Source organism: Niveispirillum sp. (assembly GCF_052437035.1).
Classification (GTDB): Bacteria; Pseudomonadota; Alphaproteobacteria; order Azospirillales; family Azospirillaceae; genus Niveispirillum.
This window is the reverse complement of sequence record NZ_JBQVOH010000002.1, coordinates 464,124-482,464: the sequence shown is the minus strand read 5'-3', so window position 1 is coordinate 482,464 and position 18,341 is coordinate 464,124. Positions and strand designations below refer to the sequence as shown.

Genomic DNA, 18,341 nt, shown 5'->3' with positions numbered 1-18,341 from the left:
GCGTTTGTTCTACGCCGCGCTGCGAAAGGCTTTTACGGCCTCCCGCCTTGCGGATATGCCGTCGGCAAAGCGCTTGCCATGCAGCCGCTGCACGGCTGGATGGACGGCATGAAACACGAACTCCTCCTCCATAAGCACCAGAAGTCCAAGCGGTTCCTCTTCAATCTCAACAATTGTGCCCGTTTGCGTATGCATCGGTACAGACTCCGGCCTTGATATCCCGCCACGCCAATACATCGGTAAAGATGACGGTTTCCACCACGCGCGGGGTGACAATGCGGTGCGGCATGGCAAAGATCGGCGACATGTCCTATGTCTTTTGATTGCAGCATGACGAGACATCATTCTTTTGAAGAAAGGTCCGCCACCCCGTGACCAACCCGGCCCCGACCACGCCGCAGCCGCCGGCCCTGCAAATCACCCAGGTGGCACCCGGACTCCACGGGCTGCGTCTGCCGCTGCCGTTTCAATTGAACCACATCAATGTCTGGCTTCTGGAAGACCGGATGCCCGATGGCAGCCCGGCCTGGACCCTGATCGACACGGGCGTGGCCAGCAGCCTGACGCGCGGCATCTGGGAACAGGTGGCGGGCGAGTTCCTGCAAGGATGGCCGGTACGGCAGGTGATCGTCACCCATTTCCATCCTGACCATATCGGCCTTGCCGACTGGCTGTGCCGGCGGTTCGATGCGCCGCTGCGCATGACCCGGACGGAATGGCTGCTGGCCCGCATGCTGAGCCTGGACAGTTCGGATGAGATCGCGGAGGCGGGCCGCCGCTTCTATGGTGCCATGGGGCTGGATGACGAGATGCTGGCGGCCCTGACGGTGCGCGGCAATGCCTATGCGCGCGGCGTTCCCATGGTGCCCGCCACCTTTGACCGGCTGGCGGATGGCGTCACCCTGCGCATTGGCGACCGCGAATGGACAATTATCACGTCGGGCGGGCATTCACCCGAACATGCCTGCCTCTACAGCGCCGATGACGGGGTGCTGATCGCGGGTGACATGGTGCTGCCGCGCATCAGCCCGAATGTCAGCGTCTGGCCCGCCGAACCATTTGCCGATCCGCTGGCGGAATTTCTGGGCGGGCTGGCCCGGCTGCGGACCCTGCGCGCCGACACGCTGGTCCTGCCATCCCATGGCAGCCCGTTCAGCGGCCTGCAGGGACGCATCGATGAACTGACCCACCATCATGCGGAACGATTGAATGAAGCGGTCGGCTTCTGTGGTGAGGGGCCGCGCACCATCGCAGAGATCACGCGGATGATGTTCAACCGCGCACTCGACACCCATCAGATGAGCTTTGCCGCCGGCGAAGCCCTGGCCCATCTCAACCATCTGGAACGCCAGGGCCGTCTGGTTCGGCAGCGTCGGGAGGACGGGGTCTGGCTGTTCAGCCGCAGCTGAACCCGACCTCGGCCTTGACCTTTACTCCGCCTTCGACTTGACCTTCGGCTTGGCACCGGAGACGCCGGCGGACGGGGCGCGCGGCGGGGCGGCATTGGCCGCAGCCGCGGCATCAGCCATCAGCACGGTGGGGGCCGGCTTGTCACAGCGCGGGGCATTGGCCATGCGCACGCCCGCCGCGTCTGGCGACAGGCCGCTTTCAATCTCGGCCAAGCTGGCAGCCATGGCTTGGGCTACCAGGGGGGCATGGGTACCACAGAAGACCGGAGTGGTCAGGGCAATCGCCCGCTGCGAGGTTTCATTGGCCAGACGCGTGCGGAAACTGTCAAAACCGCGGGTCGCATTGCCCTTGGTCGTCCGCTTGAAATAGCCGACCAAGGTCTTTTCCCATTCCTGGATGCGGGTCTGGTGCTTCAAGGTGAACTGCTTGTACTGGTTGAACAGGCTGACCTGCCCCGGCGCATCCAGATGCTGGCAGGTCAGACCGATGACCATCAATTCGGTATGCAGACGGATGCCCTGTTCGGCGGCAAATTCCGGCACCGTGTAGCAAGGCCCCTTCGACGCAGGCGCTGCGGCCAGCACGGGCGAAGCTGCAATCAGGGAAGCAAGGGCGGAAGCGCCGATGGCGCGGGCGGCCTGACGAAAGAAGGACATGCGGATTGGATCCGATTGCAACGGGTGGAATGGCCGCGACTGTGCCCCAAGCCGTAGAAGCCCGCAAGTGGCGCCCGGCCCTGCGGCCTGTGATTTCATTGCCGATCCGATCCGGTCCCGGCCGGCGGCCATGACGACATGGGCCCCATGCCGCGATTTTTTGCAGCAGGGTCGCAGTTTCTCTTTCAATTCTCTGACAATTCCCCCATATCTGGGTTCACAAATCCTGGCAGTCCCCTTGCGATTGGCACGCCGTGGCCCCCCTTGGCCCCTGCAAAAGCCTTTAACATGCTGCGGGGCTGTCCCAGACTGTGAACCCGCTGCATGACGCAAGAGCCTCTCTGGCAACCGAGTGATATCTTGAACGCCGAAAATGAAGGTGATGCGGACTCCCCGAAGCGTCGGGGCAGAATTCCGCAATCCGCTTGGCCACGAATTCTTGAGCGCTACAAGGCAGGGGCAACCCTGTCCGCCATCGCGCGTGAATTCGACTGCACGCCCAGCGCCATTTCCTACATCGTCCGCAAGGCGGAGGCCGCTGGCCTGACCGGTGACGGCGATGAGGGAACGGTCGAAGCAGCACCGGCTCCCGCACAACCGGTGGCAATCGCCGCCGCGCCGGTAGCGGAGATCGCTGCTCCTGTCGCGGCGGAACCGGCCCCCCGTGCACGCCGCGCTCCCCGGGCCGCCGCACCGGTCGTCGCCGAAGAGGTGACACAGGCCGTGGCGCCCGCCCCCGTGGTTGAGGCGCCGCCGACACCGGTCGCCGCCCCCGCTGAGGCATCGGTTGCTGCCGAGGCAACGGTTGAGCCGAATCGTGAATCGCCGTTCCATCACGATAGCGGACGTGCAGGCGAAGCCGCACCCCGTCGGTTCGAGAATCGCGACAACCGTCCGCCGCGTGATGGTCGTGAAGGCCGCCCCGAGCGGGGTGAACGTACCGATCGTCCCGAACGCGGTGAGCGTTTCCCGCAGGAAGGCCGTGAGGGCCGCCCGGACCGGGGTGAATTCCGGGGCGAGCCGCGCCAGGATCGTGGTGACCGTTTGCAGGATCGCGGCGACCGTGGTCAGGACCGCAACCAGAATGGCGACCGCCGCCAAGGCCATGTGCCCCGCTTCCCGCAGGGTGGCCAGCCCGGCCCCCAGCGTGAGCGGTTTGGTGGTGAGCGTCTGGGCCGCGACCGTCTGGAAGCCCGTCCGCCGCGTGACTTCGACCGCCCGCAGGGCGGCGAGGGCCGGGTGGAACGCGCGCCTGTCGACGTGGCCCCCAGCGAAGGGCCGATGGACGTCGTCTATCCCTATCGCCAGCAGCAGCGCAATCCGGCCCGGCTGGAAGCGGCGGAAACGCCGACCACGCCCGCTGATGAGCGCATGGATGCGGCGGCCAAGGCCTGCGCCGAAGCCTATAAGGCCTGGAAGGGCCAAACCGGCGGCGGTGTGCAGGGCCTGACCGATGCGTTGCATGAGCTGCGCAAGGTCATTGCCCGTATGGAGATCGAGATTTCGGCCAGCCGCAAGGAAGAGTTGCGTCCGATCCCCTTCCCCTCCTATCGCACCAACCTGCCCCCGCCGCAACAGTCGCGCGGCTGATCCGGGTAGTTTCGGTTAGTGATCAGAAAGCAAAGGCCCCGTCATTTTGGCGGGGCCTTTTGTTTGCATCGATGCTGATTTGTCCATGACAGCGCTGGTTGCATGCCTATACTGATATCGACCGGATGACCGGCCGAAGATGCTGGCGGTGGGCATGACGACACAGCAATTCTTCACTTTGTCCACGCTGATCGGGGCTGTCGCCCTGATCAACAGCATCGCCATTATAATCGTCTGGCGCATCCATTCCGGGATGCCCGGCCTTCGCTTCTGGGTGGCATCGCAATCGGCCTTCATGCTGGCCTGGCTGCCCAGCCTGTTTGTGAATATAGGGGTCCTGAACGATCCTTTCTTCACGGCCTATAATAACAGTGTGAATTTGGGCGGCATGCTTCTGCTGCTGGAGGGGACGCTCCGGTTCCGGGGTATCGGCCAGGGACGCACGCGCCTGCCCTGGATGCTGCTGGTCATGGCTATCATCATTGCGCTGTCATATGTGAACCGCAGCAATGACACCGCCCGCTATCTGTTCCATGACGCGGTTGCCGCATTGCTGCTGTCGGGCACGGCGGCGGGCATGTTGTGGCGCATGGCGCCGCATCAACGGTTGGCCCACAGCATGGCCGCCTTTTATCTGCTGGCGGAGGCCGCGATCTATCTGGCCCGCTGGGGGCTGGCAGGGGCCATCACCCAGGGCTGGACAGAGATGAGCAGCCGGTCGTTCAATTTCGCGCTGTTCGGTGGCGTGGCCATGTGCTGCCTGGGCACACTCTATGGCCTGATCCTGTCGATCAATGCCGAGGCGAAACGGCAGGTGATCCTGACAGGGCTGATCGACCCGCTGACGGGCCTGGATAATCGCCGCGCCCTGGAACAGGAACTGGTCCGCGCCCTGGCACAGCGGTCACGGACCGGTGGTCTGCTGGGTCTGGTCTATTTCGACCTCGACCGGTTCAAGCCGATCAATGACCGCTGGGGTCATGCGGTCGGCGATGCCGTCCTGATGGCCGTGGCCGAGCGGTTGCGGCAGGACATGCGGACGCAGGACGTGGCGGCCCGCATCGGCGGGGACGAGTTTGTGGTGCTGCTGCCGGGGCTGGAGCAGCCGGCAGCACTGGAAACCGTGGCGCGCCGTCTGCACAAGGCTGTAGAGGGGCCGCTGCTGCTCGACCTGGGCAGCGTGGATATCAGGGTCAGCATGGGAACCGCGCTGGCGCCGTTGCATGGGGAGGTCGCGGAGGACCTGCTGCGCCGGGCCGACAACATGATGTACGAGCATAAGCGCGCCCGGCAGGCCCCAGAATTGCTGTCCCCCATGCTGACAACGGAACTGACAACGGAATTGCAGGACCCCACCCCATCCTGACGGATAGGGAAAGCCGCTTGGCGGCGGACCCTATGCACAATATGGTTAACACGGGGCAATTGTATACAGGCGGGCGGGGCGATGCCTGGGCTTGATTTCTTCACCATGTCAACGGTGGTGGCGGCGCTTGCCGTCATCAATGCGCTTGCCCTGGTTCTGGTCTGGCGGATCAATCCGGGCGTGGATGGTCTGGATGTCTGGAGCCTGTCGCAGACGCTGCATGTCGGCGCCTGGCTGCTGTCCGTGATGGTCATCCAGCAGGTGCTGACAGGTCCGTTCTATACGGTGCTTAACAACTCGCTCAACCTGGCCTCCATGATCTTGATGCTGGAAGGTGCCTTACGGTTCCGGGGGTTCGGGCGGGCGGGTACCCGCCGGCTGCTGGTGCTGGCGGCGGTGCTGACCGTTGTCGCCATCTCTCTTCTGAACCGGGAGGTCGTGACGCGCCGTTACCTCTGGCACGATGCGATCTGTGTCCTGTGCCTGACGGGCACGGCCTTGGTCATGATGTGGCGTACCGCCCCGCATGAACGGCTGGTCCATGGAATGGCGGCCGCCTTCATGCTGCTGATGGCGGCGGCGGCCGGTTGGCGCTGGATCGTGGCGCTGACCTTGGAAGAGGGGGGGAAGTTCCCCTATCTCGCCGTCAACAGCATGATCTTCATCATTGTCGCCCTGTGCGGCCTTGGCTGGGTCTTTGGCTTGATGCTGTCCGTCAATATGCGGGTGCGCCAGCAGGTGCAGGCCGTCAGCCAGATCGACCCGCTGACCGAGCTGGCCAACCGCCGGCATCTGGAGGCGGTGCTGGGCCGCGCTCTTGCCCGGCTGGCGCGGGGCGGACACGGCTTCGGGCTGGCCTTCTTCGATCTGGATCAGTTCAAGTCGATCAATGACCGCTATGGCCATGGCGGCGGCGATGCCATGCTGTGCGCCGTCGCAGACCGTCTGCGCGAGGGGCTGCGCAGCAGCGATGAGGCCGCGCGCATCGGCGGGGACGAGTTCGTGGTGCTGTTCAGCAATCTGGACAATGGCGAGGGGCTGGACACGGCCTGCCTGCGCCTGCGCCAAATGGTCGAGGGCCCCATCGTGCTGGGCGATGATGTCGAGCCGGTGCGTATCAGCCTGGGGGCCGCCTTGGCCCCACGGGATGGGCGGGACATTGACAGCCTGCTGCGCCATGCCGATCAGGCCATGTATGCCGATAAGCGGCAGCGACAGGAGGGCCGTCACCCACCCACCGGCAACAGCCGCGTCATTCCCTTCCCCATGGACGAAAAAGGCCGCCCACGGGGGGCGGCCTTCAACTGACGTCAGTGACGTTTGACTGGGATCAGCCCTTCTTGGGCGTAACCTTGGCCAGAACGCCCTGCAGCTCTTCGATGCTTTCCTTGACGCGCTTGGACAGCACTTCAGCAGCTTCGCTGTTGGACTTAGCCACCAGCTCGGACAGTTCCTTCAGATTGGCGGAGGCCTTCTCGAACGAAGCCTTCACCAGGGCGGCCTGCTTGGCCACCTTGTCTTCCGGGGTACCGGGGGTCATCAGCTCGCTGATGATGGTCGAGGTCTCTTCCAGGGACTGGCGGATGATCTCGGCCTGACGGCGGGCGACAGCCTGATAGCCTTCGACGGCCAGCTGATTGGCGGCGACGATGGCTTCCACATTGCGGCGCTGGGCAGCAACCACACCCTCGAAATCGGGGCTGGGCAGCTTGAATTCGGTGAAGGCCTTCTGGAAGTCGGTCAGACGGTTCATGTCGAAGAACTTCGCCGGATCGAAGTCCAGAAACGGATTCTTGGTGGCCATGGCTTTCCCCAATGTGTCTGTCGTCAGTGTCGCCGGATCGGCGCGCAGCCAGGAGCATCCTGTTGCGTCGCAACATATCCAGCCGTAATAATGCCCTTTGCCGCTTTTTTCGTCAACTTCTTTGTTGCAGCGCACAAAATGACTGGCAAATCAAGCGTCTGACTGTTTCGGTCCGATAGGTTTACGCGTGAACATGGCTGCCATCCCCGACCGGTGATGGCAAATGGCTTCGGCGCCAGATTTGGGTGCACATTCCCAGCAACAGGACGATAAGGCAGGTCGCAAAGAACGCGATCCGCAGGACAGGGCACCGGTCTTACGTAGGGGCCGGATAGGGACAGGCGTCAACCGTAAACGAAGTCTTAACGCCATAGTCGGGGGAGCGGTTCCCAGGCCGGGACGAATTGCGTCCTGCCGGCTGCGTTCATGGTCCTAGGTTTTTTGCACAGGCAGACAACAGGCCGCGCTACAAACCGATTCTTGGTGCTGTCAAGCCCCGGAATAGCCTTCATGACAGTTCGGTGTCTGCTTGACTTCCAAAAAACCCAATAAAATCAATGCAATGATTTTTTATGCCTATTTTTTAGGCAATACGATGGAACCCGCAGAACCCCTGGCTTCACACCATCCTCCCCAGTACTTGTCCATAGACTTATCCACAGGTTTCGTGGAAATCATCTCCAGCTGTCCCCACCCATCATCGGCTGGCCGGATGGGTGGCCCAGCCCGGTTACCGGTACCGCTTCCGGATATGCTCTATGACCTCCGGCAGGGGCAGAGGGATGCAGGCGCCGCGGTTCAGCGGGTGATTGACCGGCGGGGCCGGATGCGCCACATGCTGGACCATGATCGACGAAGCTGCCGCCAATCCGCCCGCCCCCCTGCCCCCCGCCGATGCCCCCGCGCCTGCGCCGGGCAAGCGCAAACGCGCCGTGGCGGATCTGAACCGGGGGGTCGAGATCATCAAGGGCTATCTGCGCACCCTGCCCGACCGGCCGGGCGTGTACCGGATGCTGAATGATGAGGGGGATGCGCTTTATGTCGGCAAGGCCCGCAGCCTGAAAAAGCGCGTCACCAACTATACGATGCCGGTGAAGCTGCCGATCCGGCTGCAGCGCATGATCGCCGAGACCACGCAGATGGAGTTCGTCACCACCCATACGGAGGTGGAGGCGCTGCTGCTGGAATCGAATCTGATCAAGAAGCTGATGCCGCGCTATAATGTGCTGCTGCGCGACGACAAGACGTTCCCGCATATCCTGATCACCGGCGGGCAGGATTATCCGCAGTTGACCAAGCACCGGGGAACCCGGACCGAGGCCGGGTCCTATTACGGCCCCTTCGCTTCCGCCGGGGCCGTCAACCGCGTGCTGACGGCGTTGCAGCGGGCGTTTCAGCTGCGGACCTGCGCCGACACGATCTTCAACAGCCGCACCCGCCCCTGCCTGCAATTCCAGATCAAGCGCTGTACCGCGCCCTGTGTGGAGAAGGTGACGGCGTTTGAATATGCCGATCAGGTCAAGGAGGCCAAACAGTTCCTGGAGGGACGCAGCCGCGACATCCAGACGGCATTGGCCACCGACATGCAGGCAGCGGCGGAGGCCCTGGATTTCGAGCGCGCCGCCAAGCTGCGCGACCGTATCCGCGCCCTGACCGCCATCCAGGCGCATCAGGATATCAACGTCGAAGGCGTGGATGATGCCGATATCATTGCCGCCTATCAGGAAGGCGGCAGCACCTGCATCCAGGTCTTCTTCTTCCGGGGTGGGCGCAATTACGGCAACCGCGCCTATTTCCCCAGCCATGACAAGGTGCTGGAGGTGGAGGAGGTCCTGGCTTCCTTCATTGCCCAGTTCTATGACAACAAGGCCGCCCCGCCCCTGATCCTGATCAGCCATGATCTGGCCGAAGAAGCGCTGTTGCAGGAGGCGCTGACCGTCCGCGCCGGGTCGAAGGTGGAACTGCACGCGCCCAAGCGGGGCGACAAGAAACGGCTGCTCGATCACGCCATCACCAATGCCCGCGATGCCCATGGCCGGCGTCTGGCCGAAACGGGCAGTCAGGCCAAGCTGCTGGCAGGTGTGGCGGAGGCATTTGGCCTTTCCGATCCGCCCAAGCGCATCGAGGTCTATGACAACAGCCACATCCAGGGTGCCCATGCCATCGGCGGCATGATCGTGGCGGGGCCGGACGGGTTCATCAAGAACGCCTATCGTAAGTTCAACATCAAGGCACCCGAGGCCGCCGGCGACGATTTCGCCATGATGCGCGAGGTCTTCACCCGCCGATTCGAACGCGCACTGAAGGAAGACCCGGAACGGGCGGGAGAAACCTGGCCTGATCTGGTGCTGATCGATGGTGGCGAGGGGCAGCTGGGTGTGGTGATGGAGGTGATGGCCGAACTGGGCATCGAAGATGTGCCCCTGGTCGCCATCGCCAAGGGGCCGGACCGCGATGCGGGGCGGGAACGTTTCTTCATGCCGGGCCGCCCGCCCTTCGGCATGGAGCATAAAAGCCCCGTCCTCTATTACCTGCAGCGCCTGCGTGACGAGGCGCACCGCTTCGCCATCGGCACGCACCGGGCAAAGCGGGAAAAGGCCATCAGCGCCTCGCCCCTGGACGAGATTCAGGGAATCGGGCCCCGCCGCAAGAAAGCTTTGCTGCTGCATTTCGGTTCCGCCCGCGCCGTGTCGCGTGCGGGGCTGGCCGATCTCCAGGCCGTGGAGGGCATCAGCGAGGCTGTCGCCAGAATCATCTATGATCACTTCCATGGGGAAGGATAGGATGCGCGCCACCGGCCCTCCCCAGGCGCCGGCCCCTTCACCATACCGACTTGGCACCCATGCTGACCAGCCTGCCCAATATCCTGACCCTGTCGCGCATCGCCGTGATCCCCGTGATCGTGGCCCTGCTGTTCTTTCCGGGGAAATGGAGCGCCTGGACCGCGCTGGGTCTTTACGCGGCGGCCTGCATCACCGACTGGTTCGACGGCTATCTGGCCCGTATCTGGCGGGAGGAAAGCCTGATCGGCAAGTTCCTGGACCCGATCGCCGACAAGCTGCTGGTGGCCGCCGTACTGATGATGCTGGCGGCTGTGGGCAAGATCGCGGGGCTGGCCGTCATCCCCGCCATCATCATCCTGCTGCGTGAGGTAATGGTGTCGGGCCTGCGCGAATTCCTGGCCGGCCTGCGCATCTCCTTGCCCGTCAGCCAGCTCGCCAAATGGAAGACGGGTATCCAGATGGGGGCCATCGGCTGGTTGATCGTGGGTGCCGACGGGCCGGAAGGCTGGCCCGTCACCCTGATCGGGGAGGTCGGCCTGTGGCTTGCCGCCGCCCTGACCCTGCTGACCGGATGGGATTACCTGCGCGCCGGCCTGCGCCATATGCTGAACCCACAGGGGTGATCTTATGCTGAAACTGCTCTATTTCGCCTGGTTGCGCACCAAGATCGGCATCGCGGAAGAACGGGTTTCCGTGCCAGATGGGGTGACGGATGTTGCGGACCTGATCGGCTGGCTGCGCGGACGCGGCGATGGCTATGCCGAGGCACTGGCCAATCTGGATGTCGTCAAGGTGGCCGTGAATCAGGAATATGTGCCCTTCACCCACCCGGTGGTGGCCGGTGACGAGGTGGCCCTGTTCCCGCCGGTGACAGGTGGCTGATGACCGTCCGGGTCCAGCGGGATGATTTCGACATCGGGGCCGAACTGGCGGCTTTATCCGATGGCGATACCGGGATCGGCGGTGTGTGCAGCTTCACCGGTCTGGTCCGTGACCTTCACCCGCAGGCAGGTGAAGGGCCGGGCACCGTCCGCGCCCTGACGCTGGAACATTATCCCGGCATGACCGAACGGCAGCTGGAAGCCATCGAGGCGGAGGCGCGGGAACGCTGGCCCCTGTCGGCCTGCCTGATCATCCATCGGTATGGCCGCATGGAGCCGGGGGAACGCATCGTCCTGGTCGCCTGCGCGTCCGCCCATCGCGAGGCGGCGTTCGATGCCTGCCGCTTCATCATGGATTGGCTGAAAACCAAGGCCCCATTCTGGAAGCTGGAAGAGACGGGCGATGCCGGCCAGCGCTGGGTCGATGCACGTCACAGCGACCAGAACGCCGCCGACCGCTGGTCCGAACTTCCGGGGTAACACCTACCACGAATTCGCATCGCCCATGCGGCGGGGACGGCAAGGTTGCAGGCGACAAGCGGAACCACCTGTGCCAAATATTAGGAACAGTGAAACCTTGCTCGCATCGAAATGCATGTGAAGGACGATCCCGCCACGATCCTGGTCGTTGGCGGGGATAAATCCAATTATCCGGCACCAGCCGCGCTTAAACGGCTGTCGCCCCAGGTCGATCTGCGCCTTCTGAAATCGGAAGAGGAATTGCTGGCCTCCTGCCGGTCGCGGCGTCCTGCCCTGCTGGTGCTTGACCTGGACGGGCTTAGCACGCCGCTGGGCCTGATCGCCAATGTCAGGGCTGCCGACCTGCCAGTGGAACCGACCATCATCATGATCGGCGACGATGTTCTGCCGCATCAGCGGACCGCCGCGGTGGAACTGGGCGTGCTGGAGGTGATGGAGCGGCCGGAAACATTGGTGGAGCTGCAAACCCGCCTGCTGGCCCATCTGCGGCTGCGCGACCGGGTGATCAAGGCGGAGCTGGCCGCGGCAGAGCGCAACCAGCGCCTGACCGAGGCCATGGAATTGCTGAAGATCGCCGAGCGCCGGTTGCTGGAGCAAAGACCAGCGCCGCGTGACAGCCGGCCCACGACGGAAATGATCGCCAATGCCTCGCATGAGTTGCGGACACCGTTGCATGCCATCATCGGCTTTTCCGAACTGATCCGCGATGCCGCACACGGGGCCCATACGGACCCGCGCTATCCCGAATATGCCGTGGATATCCATCAGGCCGCGACCCATATGCTGGCCATTGTCGATGGCACCCTGGATTTGGCGCGCGCAGAGGCCGGGGCCGACCCGCTGGATATTCGCGACATCGATATCGGACGCACGGTTCAGGACAGCGCCCGCATGCTGCGGCAACTGGCGGAGGGTACCGGCATCACCTTGGATATTAAGGTGCCAGAGGTGCCGCTGCGCATCCGCACCGATCCGGAAAAAATCCGCCAGATCGTCATCAACCTCGCCTCCAACGCCATCAAGTTCACCCCGCGCGGTGGGCGTGTCACGGTGGAGGTGGCGGGTCTGGATGATGGTGGTGCCATCATCCTGGTAATCCGCGACACCGGCATCGGCATCGCCAACCAGGATATCGCAACGGCCATGAGGCCCTTTGGTCAGGTCCGCCAGCCCGACAAGCCGCACCCCAAAGGCAGCGGCCTGGGCCTGCCTTTGACCCGCCGTTTTGTGGAGATGCTGGGCGGGGCGCTGGACATTTCCTCCGTCCCCGGCAAGGGAACGGTCGTCAGTGTGCGCCTGCCCCCGGAAGCCCCGGCTTCGGCACATCAATAAAACCGTGCAGATTTAATATTGTTTTCAGCCGCCCTGCGCAGGCAGCCCTACAGGCGTATGCGTAACGGACAGGCTCGCTTTGACGCCGCACGGATATTTATCTGACAGCCGGATATGGGTGTCAAAGACGCAGATAATGTCAGAAACCATTTCCGAACCTGCTGATTTGATTGTCCAAAGCGCTCACGCATGCAGGAGAGTTGATTGAATTTTAATATTTTTCTCGTTAACTTTAATAAGCTTTCGCCACATTCTCCAGAATCTTTCAAGCCGCCGAACCGGAGAGCAATAATGTTTAAAAATTTGTCGATCAAACTCCGCGTTCTCGCGGCGTTTGGGATCATTCTCGCCCTGACCGTGGCTCTTGGCGCGGTTTCACTGGTACGGATGAATGAAATGTCGAGCGATGGGATGGTGATTGGCACCAACGCTCTACCTTCAGTGAAATTTGCGGGCGACATTTATACAGCGGCTGTCCGGGCCCGCATGAACCAGTATCAGCATATCCTGGCCACCAACGATGAGCAGCGTAAGACCCTTGAAACACGTATGGATGGCGCGCTGAAGGATCTGGAAACAGCCAAATCCAACTATGCAGCGCTGATCAACGACAGTGATGAGAGGGCGATTTTCGACCGGGTCGGCACCCTTTGGAATGAGAATATGCAGCTCTGGGCGAAGGTCAGTGCCCTGTCGGTGGCTGAAAAGGATGTCGAGGCCGGCGACGTGATGCGCGACGTGCTGACCCCGAAATTCCAGGAGATGCAGATTGAGATCAACAAGCTGATCCAACTGAACGAGCGCAATTCCGAGGAACTGGTCAAGGACCTGGACCAGAATGCCAGCACCTCCCTGCTGCTGATCGGCGTGATGCTGGGTTTGGCCGTGGCGCTGGCCATCGGGGCCGGCTGGTCTCTGATTTCCGGTGTTGTGAAACCGGTGCGCGGGATGACCGACACGATGAACCGTCTGGCCCGGCATGAATTGACGGTGGCTGTGGAGGGTGGCGACCGGGGGGATGAAATCGGCGACATGGCCCGCGCCGTCCAGGTGTTCAAGGATGGCTTGATCGAGGCCGACCGTCTGGCCGAGACGCAGCGTCAGGAGCAGGCCGCCAAGGAGGCCCGCGCCGTCCGCGTCAACGACCTGATCAAGGCGTTTGACGAGCAATCCTCCGCCGTGCTGCGCACCGTCAGCTCTGCCGCCACCGAGTTGGATGCCACAGCGCAGAGCATGAGCGCCATTGCCGAGGAAACCAACCGTCAGGCAGCAGCCGCCGCTGCCGCTGCCGAGCAGACCACCGCCAATGTCCAGACGGTGGCCGCCGCCGCGGAGGAGATGGCCGCCTCCATCACCGAGATCAACACCCAGGTCAACCGCTCCAAGACCATCTCCGACCGCGCCTATACCGAGGTTCGCCAGACCGACAATACCGTCGCGGGTCTGGCCGAGGCGGCGGGCAAGATCGGGGCCGTGGTGCAACTGATCCAGGACATCGCCGGCCAGACAAATCTGCTGGCGCTGAATGCCACCATCGAGGCGGCGCGGGCGGGAGAGGCCGGCAAGGGCTTTGCCGTGGTCGCGTCGGAAGTGAAGGCCCTGGCCAATCAGACGGCCAAGGCAACCGAAGAGATCGCGGCCCAGGTATCGTCGGTGCAGCAGGCAACCGACAGTTCCGTGTCCGCCATCCGCTCCATCGGCACCACCATCCAGTCCGTGTCGGAAATCGGTGCCTCCATCGCCGCCGCCATGGAACAGCAGGGTGCCTCCACCTCCGAGATCAGCCGCAATGTCACCCAGGCCGCAACCGGCACACAGGAAGTGTCGGCAAACGTCTCCCAGGTGACCGAAGCCGCCGCGCAGACCGGGGCATCCGCCACCCAGGTACTGGGTGCTGCCAAGGAACTGGCGCAGCAGGCCGAACATCTGCGCGCCCGGGTCGAACAATTCCTGGCCGATATCCGCGCCGCCTGATCATAGAGCCCTGAAATCTGCTTGCAACAAGGCCCGCCCCTTCACGGGGGCGGGCCTTTTTTCTGCATAGGCGAGACAGGTACAGGCCGGAAATACGCCATTATTCGCTGCACCGCAAACACACGGAATTCTTAACTATCCTAACGCATAGATTGTTTCCGAAAACACACAGGCATATGACATTCGACATAGTCCAAGCTAAGGACGCAGTCATAACGGGGCAGGTCATGTTCAGTAATATCTCCATTCAGACGCGTGTCGTGGCGGCCTTTGGGGTCGTCTTGGCTCTGACGTTGTTCCTCGGTGTGCTGTCGCTGACGCGCATGAGCAGCGTTGCTGACAGTGGGGTGACTATCGGAACCAATGCCCTTCCCTCCATTAAGGAAATCGAAGACATCTACACCTCCGCCCTGAGAACACGTGTCAACCAGTATCAACATATCCTGTCAACGACTGAAAAGGAGATGGACACGCTTGAAGGACGGATGAAAGGTGCCCAAGAAGAATTCGAAAATTCTCGGAAGAATTATGAAATTTTGATCAGCTCCAAAGAAGAAAGGTCTATCTACGATAGCGCCATGTCAAAATGGGCTGAATACATGTCAAATTGGAAATCCGTCCATACACTTTCTCGGCAAAACAAGTCCGACGAAGCCAATGCGATTATGCGCGACCAGCAGACACCGCTTTTTTATAAATTTCAGGAGGATATCAATAAGCTGATTAAGCTGAATGAAGATACTGCTGTCAACTTGGTAGGTGATCTGCAAGCTACCACCCGTATGTCCTTGATCATTACGGCGGTGGTTCTGGCCTTGGCCACAATACTGGCCCTGGCTGCCGGCTGGTCGTTGATTTCCGGTGTTGTGAAACCGGTGCGCGGGATGACCGACACGATGAACCGTCTGGCCCGGCATGAATTGACGGTGGCTGTGGAGGGTGGCGACCGGGGGGATGAAATCGGCGACATGGCCCGCGCCGTCCAGGTGTTCAAGGATGGCTTGATCGAGGCCGACCGTCTGGCCGAGACGCAGCGTCAGGAGCAGGCCGCCAAGGAGGCCCGCGCCGTCCGCGTCAACGACCTGATCAAGGCGTTTGACGAGCAATCCTCCGCCGTGCTGCGCACCGTCAGCTCTGCCGCCACCGAGTTGGATGCCACAGCGCAGAGCATGAGCGCCATTGCCGAGGAAACCAACCGTCAGGCAGCAGCCGCCGCTGCCGCTGCCGAGCAGACCACCGCCAATGTCCAGACGGTGGCCGCCGCCGCGGAGGAGATGGCCGCCTCCATCACCGAGATCAACACCCAGGTCAACCGCTCCAAGACCATCTCCGACCGCGCCTATACCGAGGTTCGCCAGACCGACAATACCGTCGCGGGTCTGGCCGAGGCGGCGGGCAAGATCGGGGCCGTGGTGCAACTGATCCAGGACATCGCCGGCCAGACAAATCTGCTGGCGCTGAATGCCACCATCGAGGCGGCGCGGGCGGGAGAGGCCGGCAAGGGCTTTGCCGTGGTCGCGTCGGAAGTGAAGGCCCTGGCCAATCAGACGGCCAAGGCAACCGAAGAGATCGCGGCCCAGGTATCGTCGGTGCAGCAGGCAACCGACAGTTCCGTGTCCGCCATCCGCTCCATCGGCACCACCATCCAGTCCGTATCGGAAATCGGTGCCTCCATCGCCGCCGCCATGGAACAGCAGGGTGCCTCCACCTCCGAGATCAGCCGCAATGTCACCCAGGCCGCAACCGGCACACAGGAAGTGTCGGCAAACGTCTCCCAGGTGACCGAAGCCGCCGCGCAGACCGGGGCATCCGCCACCCAGGTACTGGGTGCTGCCAAGGAACTGGCGCAGCAGGCCGAACATCTGCGCGCCCGGGTCGAACAATTCCTGGCCGATATCCGCGCCGCCTGATCCGCCGCACGATCACCGGCCCCTGCGATCCCTGGTGGCAGCACCAGCCCGGAACGCAGGGGCCGCAATCATTCAGGGGCTGTTACGGGGTTCTGCCCCGCCCGCAAAGACTTCACCCGGTCGTGACTGCTGCCGCGGCACGCATCAACAGCGAATGGTCAAAGTCCCCACAGCGAACATCCAGCAATCCTTGCTGCGAATATTTGTCCACCGCGCATTGGCGCCGGTTCAAGGCTTGACGCCCCCCTGTTTTGCGATCCGGCATCGGTTAATGCATGCATGTGTCGCATAACGACGGGCATATGGCCCTTCCGCTTTTCCGTTCCGGAAATCCGCGAGCGATTCCCAAATCTTCAATCAACACACTGAAAGTAAAAGATTTTTAATCTACCCTCCGCTCACCGGTCAATTTGATCCCCGATCTAGCCAATGATTATGCCAAAAAAATAGGCAAATCCCGGAGACCCGCAGGCCGCAATGTTCCGGCGCGGTTACCGCCCCCTTAGCCACAGACTTATCCACAGATTCTGGGGAGAGCTTGTTTCTCTCCCCAGGCGCGGTTCAGGCGGTGGTTTCAGTGGCCGCAGGGCGGGCAGGCACCATCACCATGGCCTCGCCATCAATCACGACGCGGTCCCCGACAGTACAGATGGTCGACAGCATGGCGCGGCGCTTTTCCGGGACCAGACCCGTCACCGTGACGGTGGTCGTCACCGTCTCCCCGATACGCACGGGCGAGCGGAAGCGCAGATTCTGGGACATGTAGATGCAGCCGGGTCCTGGCAGGCGCGTGCCCAGGACCGTTGTGATGAAACAGGCCGACAGCATGCCATGCGCGATACGCCCGCCGAACGGCGTCGCCTTGGCATATTCCTCGTTGAGATGCATGGGGTTTGTATCACCCGAAATGCCGGCAAACATGACGATATCGGTTTCGGTAATGGTGCGGGCATAGACGCCTTTCATGCCCACGAACATGTCCTCGAAATAAAAGCCGGTCAAATCGGCCGGGTCCAGGCCGGTGCGGCGGGCGATACTATCCATCGTGACGATGCTCCCAGGCTTGGCGGATGGGGCCCCTGCCCCTTAAGCTGCCGTCACAACCATAAGCGTGGCCCTGCAAGACGGTCAAACCAGCGAAAAGGATGAGAGGCGGCGTGCAGAATAACGGAGCTTGGGCGCATGAGATGCTGTCGCTGCCCGATGGCACAAGGTTGCGCCTGTCGCGCTGGTGCCCGTCCGGCCCGCTCCCGCCCGATGATGCCGCCACCATGCTGGTCCTGCCGGGCCGGGCGGCACAGGTTGAACGCTATACAGAACTGGCCGAGGATTTGAGCGGGCGCGGGCTGCATGTCCTGTCCATGGATTGGCGGGGCCAGGGGGGGTCCTCGCGCCTGCTGCCCGACCCGATGGTGGGCCATGCCGTCGATTTCGCGGCCTTCCTGGATGATCTGGATACGGCACTGGCGCATTGGAAGGACCGGATAAAAGGGCCGCTGATCGGGCTGGGCCATTCCATGGGCGGGCATATCCTGATGCGCCATGTCGCGGAACGGCCCCACCCGTTCGCCGGCATCATTGCCTGTGCCCCCATGCTGGGCATCAATGTGCCAATGCCGCAAGCGATGGCGTGGCAATTGACCCGTTGGGCCATGCGTAGCGGGCGGGCGGAGAAATACGCCCTGTTGCAGGGGCCGCAATGGGCACCCGATCCCCTGCCCTTCAAAGGCAACCGCCTGACCAGCGACCCGCAGCGCTTCGCCCTGATGCAGGCGGTGATGGCGCAGGACCCGACGGTGGCACTGGGCGGGGCCAGTTGGGGCTGGTTGCACGGGGCGCTGTCGTCCATCCGGCATTATTTCGAACAGGATCGGCTGGAGGATGTCACCGTCCCCACCTTGATCCTGTCGGCCCGCGCCGACCGCATCGTGCGCCCGCAGGCCCATGACCGGGCCGCAAAGCGGCTGCCGAACTGCACCCTGGTGCCGTTCCCCGTGGGTGAGCATGAATTGCTGATCGAGGCGGACCCGATCCGGAGCGCCGTTCTGTCGGCCATTGATAATTTTCTGGCGGGCTTGCCGGGAATGGACAAGCATAGGGGTAATTCTTAAGGGTTACCCCCTGGGTTGCCAAACCAAAGCCTGTCAGAAGAAGA

General features: G+C 62.7%; 16 protein-coding genes and 1 pseudogene. 13 read left to right on the top strand and 4 right to left on the bottom strand.

Annotation, left to right across the window (positions count from 1 at the left end; all coding sequences use genetic code 11):
- Positions 1 to 9 precede the first annotated feature (9 nt).
- Entirely contained in the window at positions 10 to 195 is a 186-nt protein-coding gene (locus ACT6Q8_RS07340; protein ID WP_054166047.1) for a hypothetical protein, read from the bottom strand.
- Positions 196 to 371: 176 nt separating this feature from the next.
- Between ACT6Q8_RS07340 and ACT6Q8_RS07335 the strand changes: the two genes are divergently transcribed.
- Positions 372 to 1,409, top strand: coding sequence for an MBL fold metallo-hydrolase (locus tag ACT6Q8_RS07335; protein WP_444734749.1), 1,038 nt, complete (start codon positions 372 to 374; stop codon positions 1,407 to 1,409).
- 21 nt (positions 1,410 to 1,430) lie between these two features.
- Here the strand turns inward: ACT6Q8_RS07335 and ACT6Q8_RS07330 are convergent, their stop codons facing one another.
- Entirely contained in the window at positions 1,431 to 2,066 is a 636-nt protein-coding gene (locus tag ACT6Q8_RS07330; RefSeq protein WP_444734748.1) for a hypothetical protein, read from the bottom strand.
- A gap of 360 nt (positions 2,067 to 2,426) precedes the next feature.
- Here ACT6Q8_RS07330 and ACT6Q8_RS07325 point away from each other — a divergent pair, with 360 nt between their 5' ends.
- The 3 genes from ACT6Q8_RS07325 (at position 2,427) to ACT6Q8_RS07315 (ending at position 6,330) form a co-directional block, all read left to right on the top strand.
- Positions 2,427 to 3,656, top strand: a complete 1,230-nt coding sequence (locus ACT6Q8_RS07325) for a transcriptional regulator (RefSeq protein ID WP_054166050.1) — start codon at positions 2,427 to 2,429, stop codon at positions 3,654 to 3,656.
- Between the two features lie 154 nt (positions 3,657 to 3,810).
- Positions 3,811 to 5,022 (top strand): GGDEF domain-containing protein, encoded by a 1,212-nt coding sequence (locus ACT6Q8_RS07320; protein ID WP_444734747.1) that lies wholly within the window; start codon positions 3,811 to 3,813, stop codon positions 5,020 to 5,022.
- 81 nt (positions 5,023 to 5,103) lie between these two features.
- Positions 5,104 to 6,330: a GGDEF domain-containing protein gene (locus ACT6Q8_RS07315; protein WP_054166052.1), complete on the top strand. Its 1,227-nt coding sequence runs from the start codon at positions 5,104 to 5,106 to the stop codon at positions 6,328 to 6,330.
- A 22-nt stretch (positions 6,331 to 6,352) separates the two neighbouring features.
- On the opposite strand, the gene ACT6Q8_RS07310 is transcribed toward ACT6Q8_RS07315, so the two are convergent.
- Entirely contained in the window at positions 6,353 to 6,826 is a 474-nt protein-coding gene (locus ACT6Q8_RS07310) for a phasin family protein (protein WP_082371945.1), read from the bottom strand.
- An 845-nt stretch (positions 6,827 to 7,671) separates the two neighbouring features.
- Between ACT6Q8_RS07310 and uvrC the strand changes: the two genes are divergently transcribed.
- The 8 genes and pseudogenes from uvrC to ACT6Q8_RS07270 all read left to right on the top strand — a co-directional run bounded on the left by uvrC (position 7,672) and on the right by ACT6Q8_RS07270 (position 16,186).
- The gene (gene uvrC / locus ACT6Q8_RS07305) at positions 7,672 to 9,609 is read left to right on the top strand and encodes an excinuclease ABC subunit UvrC (protein WP_444734746.1); all 1,938 of its coding nucleotides are present in this window, start codon (positions 7,672 to 7,674) and stop codon (positions 9,607 to 9,609) included.
- A 59-nt stretch (positions 9,610 to 9,668) separates the two neighbouring features.
- The gene (gene pgsA / locus ACT6Q8_RS07300) at positions 9,669 to 10,232 is read left to right on the top strand and encodes a CDP-diacylglycerol--glycerol-3-phosphate 3-phosphatidyltransferase (protein ID WP_054166053.1); all 564 of its coding nucleotides are present in this window, start codon (positions 9,669 to 9,671) and stop codon (positions 10,230 to 10,232) included.
- 7 nt (positions 10,233 to 10,239) lie between these two features.
- The gene (moaD, locus tag ACT6Q8_RS07295; RefSeq protein WP_444734817.1) at positions 10,240 to 10,491 is read left to right on the top strand and encodes a molybdopterin converting factor subunit 1; all 252 of its coding nucleotides are present in this window, start codon (positions 10,240 to 10,242) and stop codon (positions 10,489 to 10,491) included.
- A complete protein-coding gene (locus ACT6Q8_RS07290; RefSeq protein ID WP_054166054.1) occupies positions 10,491 to 10,970 on the top strand; it encodes a molybdenum cofactor biosynthesis protein MoaE in 480 nt (159 codons plus the stop codon). Before moaD ends, ACT6Q8_RS07290 begins: the two co-directional genes overlap by 1 nt.
- A gap of 111 nt (positions 10,971 to 11,081) precedes the next feature.
- Positions 11,082 to 12,302 carry a sensor histidine kinase gene (locus ACT6Q8_RS07285; protein ID WP_054166055.1) on the top strand — a complete coding sequence of 407 codons (1,221 nt, stop codon included), beginning with the start codon at positions 11,082 to 11,084 and terminating at the stop codon, positions 12,300 to 12,302.
- Positions 12,303 to 12,593: 291 nt separating this feature from the next.
- The gene (locus ACT6Q8_RS07280) at positions 12,594 to 14,276 is read left to right on the top strand and encodes a methyl-accepting chemotaxis protein (RefSeq protein ID WP_444739361.1); all 1,683 of its coding nucleotides are present in this window, start codon (positions 12,594 to 12,596) and stop codon (positions 14,274 to 14,276) included.
- 176 nt (positions 14,277 to 14,452) lie between these two features.
- A pseudogene (locus tag ACT6Q8_RS07275) lies at positions 14,453 to 15,028 on the top strand (MCP four helix bundle domain-containing protein); the annotation flags it as partial.
- A 30-nt stretch (positions 15,029 to 15,058) separates the two neighbouring features.
- Positions 15,059 to 16,186 (top strand): methyl-accepting chemotaxis protein, encoded by a 1,128-nt coding sequence (locus ACT6Q8_RS07270; protein ID WP_444739370.1) that lies wholly within the window; start codon positions 15,059 to 15,061, stop codon positions 16,184 to 16,186.
- 561 nt (positions 16,187 to 16,747) lie between these two features.
- Here the strand turns inward: ACT6Q8_RS07270 and ACT6Q8_RS07265 are convergent.
- A complete protein-coding gene (locus tag ACT6Q8_RS07265) occupies positions 16,748 to 17,230 on the bottom strand; it encodes a MaoC family dehydratase (RefSeq protein ID WP_054166057.1) in 483 nt (160 codons plus the stop codon).
- Between the two features lie 113 nt (positions 17,231 to 17,343).
- On the opposite strand from ACT6Q8_RS07265, the gene ACT6Q8_RS07260 reads away from it, so the two are divergent.
- Positions 17,344 to 18,297 carry an alpha/beta fold hydrolase gene (locus ACT6Q8_RS07260; RefSeq protein ID WP_444734634.1) on the top strand — a complete coding sequence of 318 codons (954 nt, stop codon included), beginning with the start codon at positions 17,344 to 17,346 and terminating at the stop codon, positions 18,295 to 18,297.
- The last annotated feature ends 44 nt before the right edge of the window (positions 18,298 to 18,341 follow it).